General features: G+C 42.6%; 5 protein-coding genes. 1 reads left to right on the top strand and 4 read right to left on the bottom strand.

Annotation, left to right across the window (positions count from 1 at the left end; translation table 11 throughout):
* Positions 1 to 132: 132 nt before the first annotated feature.
* From DWX73_RS06890 to pth, 3 genes are all read right to left on the bottom strand, one after another.
* A complete protein-coding gene (locus DWX73_RS06890) occupies positions 133 to 1,230 on the bottom strand; it encodes a peptidylprolyl isomerase (protein WP_118348126.1) in 1,098 nt (365 codons plus the stop codon).
* Positions 1,231 to 1,351: 121 nt separating this feature from the next.
* Positions 1,352 to 4,708: a transcription-repair coupling factor gene (gene mfd, locus DWX73_RS06885; RefSeq protein ID WP_118348124.1), complete on the bottom strand. Its 3,357-nt coding sequence runs from the start codon at positions 4,706 to 4,708 to the stop codon at positions 1,352 to 1,354.
* A gap of 1 nt (position 4,709) precedes the next feature.
* Positions 4,710 to 5,294 (bottom strand): aminoacyl-tRNA hydrolase, encoded by a 585-nt coding sequence (gene pth, locus DWX73_RS06880; RefSeq protein WP_118348122.1) that lies wholly within the window; start codon positions 5,292 to 5,294, stop codon positions 4,710 to 4,712.
* Positions 5,295 to 5,414: 120 nt separating this feature from the next.
* Between pth and DWX73_RS06875 the strand changes: the two genes are divergently transcribed.
* Positions 5,415 to 5,846 (top strand): hypothetical protein, encoded by a 432-nt coding sequence (locus DWX73_RS06875; protein ID WP_118348120.1) that lies wholly within the window; start codon positions 5,415 to 5,417, stop codon positions 5,844 to 5,846.
* Between the two features lie 51 nt (positions 5,847 to 5,897).
* On the opposite strand, the gene DWX73_RS06870 is transcribed toward DWX73_RS06875, so the two are convergent.
* Positions 5,898 to 6,161 (bottom strand): glyoxalase, encoded by a 264-nt coding sequence (locus DWX73_RS06870; RefSeq protein WP_118348117.1) that lies wholly within the window; start codon positions 6,159 to 6,161, stop codon positions 5,898 to 5,900.
* Positions 6,162 to 6,172 lie beyond the last annotated feature (11 nt).

Here is a 6,172-nt window from a genome sequence, read left to right as displayed (position 1 = left end):
AAAAAAATAAGAATCTCCTGTAGAAAATCAGGTATAAAAACACTGATTTCTACAGGAGATTCTTATTTTAAGATTTAGAAGCTAAAAATCGGTATTAACCGACAGCCCCCGTTCATAAACATGTTTTGTTTTCTATTCTTCTGTCGTGTCTGTACTTTCCTCAGCGCTTCCGGTATCTGCACTGTCTGCGTCTGCATTTTCTGCATCCGCCTCTTCCGTCTTAAGCGTTACTCCCTGCTTTTCAAAGTCAAGCTTCTCCAAAAGTTTCTTATCTTCTGTAATGTCAGCTTCTTTCTCCCAGCCTTCGTATACTTCTTTGAATTTCTCCTGCTTGCGTTCCTGTACAATTGTTTCTTTTCGCTGATCTGTTGCGTCCCGATCCAGTTCACTTGTTACACGGCCAACATAGTAACCATTGTCTGACTCAAATACATCTGTTGTTCCGCCCACTTTTAATTCATTCAGCTGTTTTACCATATCTTCTGTCGGCGCTGTCGTACCTTCTCCAAATGAAGAATCTACCGCTGAATATCCGTTTTTCTCTGCAAATGCCTCAAAATCTTTTTCATTTTTGACACTCTTTGCAAATGCTTCCGCTTCCTTCTTCAGATCCTTTTTCTCTTCCGCTGTCATTGTCTCAGTTGTTCCATCATCTTTCGTCTTTGTAAAAGAGAAAAGTACATACTGCATTCCTTTGCGTCTTGCCTCATCATCAGAAACTTCCGTATCTGCTTTTGCAGTAATTGCATCATGCATCTTCTTCTGCTCTGTCATAAGTGTAAGAAGACGTTCCACTGTCTCCTCATCTCCTGAAACTGCCTCCAGATCTTCTTCCTTATTGGCTTTTACAAACTCTTCGGCAGATTTCTTAATCTTTTCCTTCTCTGCTTCTGTCAGAGTGATTTCGTATTCGTCCATATGATCTTCCAGAACGCACATCTGTTTCAGCAGCTCTACAGATGTCTCTTTCATAGACTGCTCATATGTTTTCCCTTCACCGACTTCTGCAGACCACATCGCATCAATGCCGCCCAACATCTGTGCATAATTTGTCTCATAAACACCCTGCTGATAGCGCACATAGAAATTTAAAAGTCCCGTTGTGATCTCTGTATCGTCTACTTTTGCAATAACTTTATCTGCATTCACTGTCCCGCAGCCAGTAACACCTGAAATCGCCAGCGCTGCTGCTGCCGCAAGTACTGCTGCTCTTTTCTTTAAGCCTTTCATCTTCTTCCTCCTGATACTTAGTAACTATCCTATTATAGTCCTTTTTCTTATGAGTATCAATGCTTATCACAAATTTTTCACGTTTTCAATCCCCCGGAAATGTTTATCCGGTCTTTGTAAATTATTGTTTCTGCCAGCCAAAAGAAAGACTTTTCATATCAGTCAAAATCTGTTTCACAAGCTGAAGGATATCTTCATCTTTCTCCACCTTATTCTTACGTTTCTTCTCATAAATAAAATATGGCGGCGTCTCTACCTTAAACTGCAGCTCTCCTTTATATTTCTGCAGAAGTACCGGAATCTGCTGTGCGTTGACTTTCGCTTTTTCGTACATTGTAAACTGAAATACATCTCCCTTTTGTTCTACTGCTGCCACATAAGCGCTGTGGGCAAGAGATTTCAGCAGCGCCACATTTAAAAGTTTCTGTACCTTTCTCGGAATATCTCCAAACCGGTCAATTAGCTCCTCGATCATATCATCCATTTCTTCTTCTGATTCGATTGCTGCAATCCTCTTATAAATGTCAAGCTTCTGATATTCATTTGCAATATAAGACGAAGGAATGAAGGCATCGATATTCAGATCCAGTGTTGTCACAAAATCTTCTTCCTCTTCCCGTTCTCCTTTTAGATGTTTCACCGCCTCATTCAGCATCTTACAGTACAGATCATATCCCACTGCTTCCATATGTCCATGCTGTTCCGCTCCAAGCAGATTTCCTGCGCCTCTGATCTCCAGATCACGCATTGCGATCTTAAAACCGGAACCAAGATCGGTAAACTCACGGATCGCCGCCAGTCTTTTCTCTGCCACTTCTTTCAGCAGCTTATCACGTTTATAGAGAAGAAATGCATACGCCATCCTGTTAGAACGTCCCACCCTGCCGCGAAGCTGATAAAGCTGCGACAGACCGAAGCGATCTGCATCGTGAATAATCATTGTATTGGCATTGGAAATGTCAAGTCCGGTTTCAATGATTGTTGTGGAAATGAGCACATCAATCTCACCATTAATAAATTCAAACATAATTTTTTCTAATTGATGTTCCCGCATCTGCCCGTGGGCATATTCTACGACTGCATCCGGAACAAGTTTCCTGATCCGATCTGTGATTTCTTCAATATCGTTGACGCGATTGTACACATAATATACCTGTCCTCCTCTGGAAATCTCACGTTCAATCGCCTCCCGCACCATCTCATCACTATATTCCATCACATACGTCTGAATCGGCATACGGTCCATTGGCGCTTCTTCCAGAACACTCATATCTCTAATTCCGATCAGACTCATGTGAAGCGTCCGCGGGATTGGTGTCGCTGTCAATGTCAGTACGTCTACGTTTTCTTTTAATTTTTTGATCTTTTCCTTATGCTGTACCCCGAACCGCTGCTCCTCATCAATAATTAGCAGCCCCAGATCTTTATACACAATATCATCGCTCAGAAGCCGGTGTGTTCCGATCAAAATATCTACCAGTCCTTTTTTCGTATCCTCTATCGTTTTTTTCTGCTGGGCGCTTGTTCGGAAACGGCAGAGCAGATCCACCCGCACCGGAAATTCCTTCATTCTCTGTAAAAATGTATTATAATGCTGCTGAGCCAGAATCGTTGTCGGAACAAGATATACAACCTGTTTACTTTCCTGCACTGCTTTAAATGCTGCCCGGATCGCAATCTCCGTCTTTCCGTATCCCACATCTCCGCAGACAAGGCGGTCCATAATCTTCGTACTTTCCATATCTTCCTTCGTAGCCGCAATCGCTGCCAGCTGGTCATCTGTCTCCTCAAACGGGAACATTTCCTCAAATTCCTGCTGCCAGATCGTATCCGGCCCATACTGGAATCCCTGCTCTTTTTGTCTTGCAGCATAAAGCGCTACCAGGTCTTTCGCAATATCCCGCACGGCGCTACGCACACGGGCTTTTGTCTTTTTCCACTCCGTTCCGCCAAGCTTATTTAACTTCGGCGTCTTTGCATCCGCACTGGCATATTTCTGGATCAGATCAAGCTGCGTTGCAGGAATGTAGAGATTTCCTCCTGCCGCATAAGCAATTTTAATATAGTCTTTTGCTACCCGGTCCACTTCCATCTTCTCAATTCCCTGATAAATTCCGAGTCCATGTGTTTCATGTACCACATAGTCTCCAATCTTCAATTCTGAGAAGCTCTGTATCCGCTGTCCGTCATACGTCTTACGTTTCCGTTTCTTTTTCTTTTTTCCGAAAATGTCCGTCTCTGAAATGACCATGAATTTCAGCATCGGATACTCATATCCTTCCGTCACATGGCCATAAGACACCATAATCTCTCCCGCTCCTACTGCCCGTTCCTGATCTTCACTGTAGAAACTGCTCAGATCATAGTCTCTCAGATCCTCCGCAAGACGTTTTGCCCTCGTCCTGGAACCTGACAGAAGAATTACCCGGTAGCCGCTTCGTTTCAGCCGCTTCAGATCTCTTGTCAACGTCTCAAAACTATTGTTATAGGGATTTACCCCCTTTGCTGTCAGCAGATAACTGTCTTTGAGCTGAAATTCCGGATTTCTCGTATCTAACATAGAGAATCCTATCATGGAAAATCCGTTCATCTTCTTTACAATCTCTTTTACCGAAAAGAGTTTCATTTCTTCCTCTGATACATGATAGCCACTCTCAAATCGATTGGTCTGCGCCTGAACAAACTCTTCCTCTACCGCATTGCCCTTTTCCAGCAATCTCGACGGCTCATCAAGAAACAAAATCGTATCTTTCGCATCAAAATACTCAAGAAATGACTTTCTTTTTGCCTCTTCTTCCGGAAACTCTGTTGCCGGATAGATCAGAACCTCTTCCAGATTCTCAATAGAACGCTGGCTTTCCACATCAAAAGTACGGATGGAATCCACTTCATCTCCCCACAGTTCAATACGGATTGGTACTTCCTCCGTCAATGGATAAATATCAAGAATCCCTCCGCGCACTGCAAACTGTCCCGGCGCCTCAATCTGTACTTCCCTGTCATATCCGAATTTTACAAGACACTCTTCCATACTCTGAAGATCCAGTTCATCTGCTGCCCCAATCCGAATCACTCGCTTCTTCATCTCTTCCGGTGGGATCAGAGAATCCATAAAACCGTCAAAGCTTGTAACAACCGTCAGCTGTTCCTCCTCCATCCATGCCTGAAGCACTTCCATTCTCTCCCGGATCAGTTCTTTTCCCCGGATATCTGCCTGATAAAAGAGAAGATCCTTTGCCGGATAATAGTAAATGTCTGAATCAAGAAACCGATACTCCTCAAACATCTCCTTCGCCTTAGATTCACTGGCACAGATGATTAATTTGTGTCGGAATCCTTCACTCAGCGCATACATCATATGTGTCTTCTGAGAAGTAACACAACCTGAGAGAAGCAGCATTCCACCGCCTGTCTTACTCTTTTTTCTGATTTCCTCAAATTCTGCCAGCTCATAGAGCGGCTCTACAAAAGCCTTCATCTTAAGACTCCTTTACAACAACTTTTTTGTTATATTCATTCATTGCTTCTTCAATTGCTCCGGCTACAATCAGTTCTGCTGCTTTTACTGCTCTTTCATAGCCCTCTTCCATAATTTCCCGTTCTCCTTTGGAAAAATGTCCAAGCACATAATCTGCCAGATCATAGTGTTTTGGCTTCTCACCAACTCCGACCTTAATTCGCTGAAACTCCGTTGTCCCAAGCTGAGCAATAATATTTTTAATCCCATTATGCCCTCCCGCACTTCCTTTTTTCCGGATACGGATCTGTCCTACATCAAGACTGATATCATCAAAGATTACAAGCAGCTCACTTTCTTCATCAATCTTATAGTAATCTACAATACTCCTTACACTCTCCCCACTAAGATTCATGTATGTCTGTGGCTTCACAAGAACTACCTTCTGTCCTCCGATCACGCCCTTCCCGCAGAAAGCTCTGTGCTTGCGCTCCTCTACAGAAATATGATATTGATCTGCCAGTCTGTCTATGACATCAAATCCCGCATTATGTCTTGTACCTTCATATTCTTTTCCCGGGTTTCCAAGTCCTACAATAATAAACATCTTCTATCTTCCTCTCTTTTCTTAATCTATTCCTAAGCCCATGATTATGAATACTTTTCTGCGCTGTCTCATATATTATTAAAAACAACATCAGAATTTTTCATGAATCAGGAGGCCTGTATGAATTCAAAAACTAAAATCGTTGTACTTCATATGAAGGAAATTATCTACACTGTCATTTTCGCTGTTCTGACAATTCTTCTCATCCTTTTTCTCTTCTTTATGTTCGGTTCCGGTCACAAAAAAGACGCCTCCAAAAGCGCCTCCTATGTGCCAGGTGTGTATACTTCGGGGATTACTTTAAACAATATGGAACTGGAAGTAGAAGTTACTGTTGATAAAAACAAAATCAACTCCATTCGCTTTGTCAATCTGAGTGAAGCTGTCACTACTATGTTTCCTCTTATCCAGCCAACTATTGAAGAAATTGCAGAACAAATCTGCGAGAAACAATCCCTTGAAGACATTTCCTGTTCTGAAGATAATCCGTATACTTCCCGCATCATTTTAGATGCCATCGAGACAGCATTGAAAAAAGCCACAGCGTCATAAAACTGTGGCTTCTTTCCTGTCGTCCGAATCCGGACCTTCTGGATTCCTCTGTTATCCTTCTACGATCAGATAACGTCCGTCAGATAATGCGAATACTTCGGATGCTTCTTCGATCTCTTCATCACTCATACCATCCACATCCATTCCTGCTTCATCAAGGTATTCTTTCACTTCCTTCACGGAATCTACGACAACAGCCATACAATCTTCCAGAAACGCTTCTGCTTCCTCAAGTGTCTCTGCCACCGGTTCATCAAATAACTGTGCCTGTTTCTTTAAGAATACTCTTAAACATTCTTCATCATATTCGTACATTGTCTCTCCTC

It is taken from the genome of Coprococcus sp. AF21-14LB, assembly GCF_003458885.1.
Lineage (GTDB): Bacteria > Bacillota > Clostridia > Lachnospirales > Lachnospiraceae > UBA9414.
The sequence above is the reverse complement of the archived record's forward strand: the minus strand, read 5'-3'. Positions and strand labels throughout refer to the sequence as shown.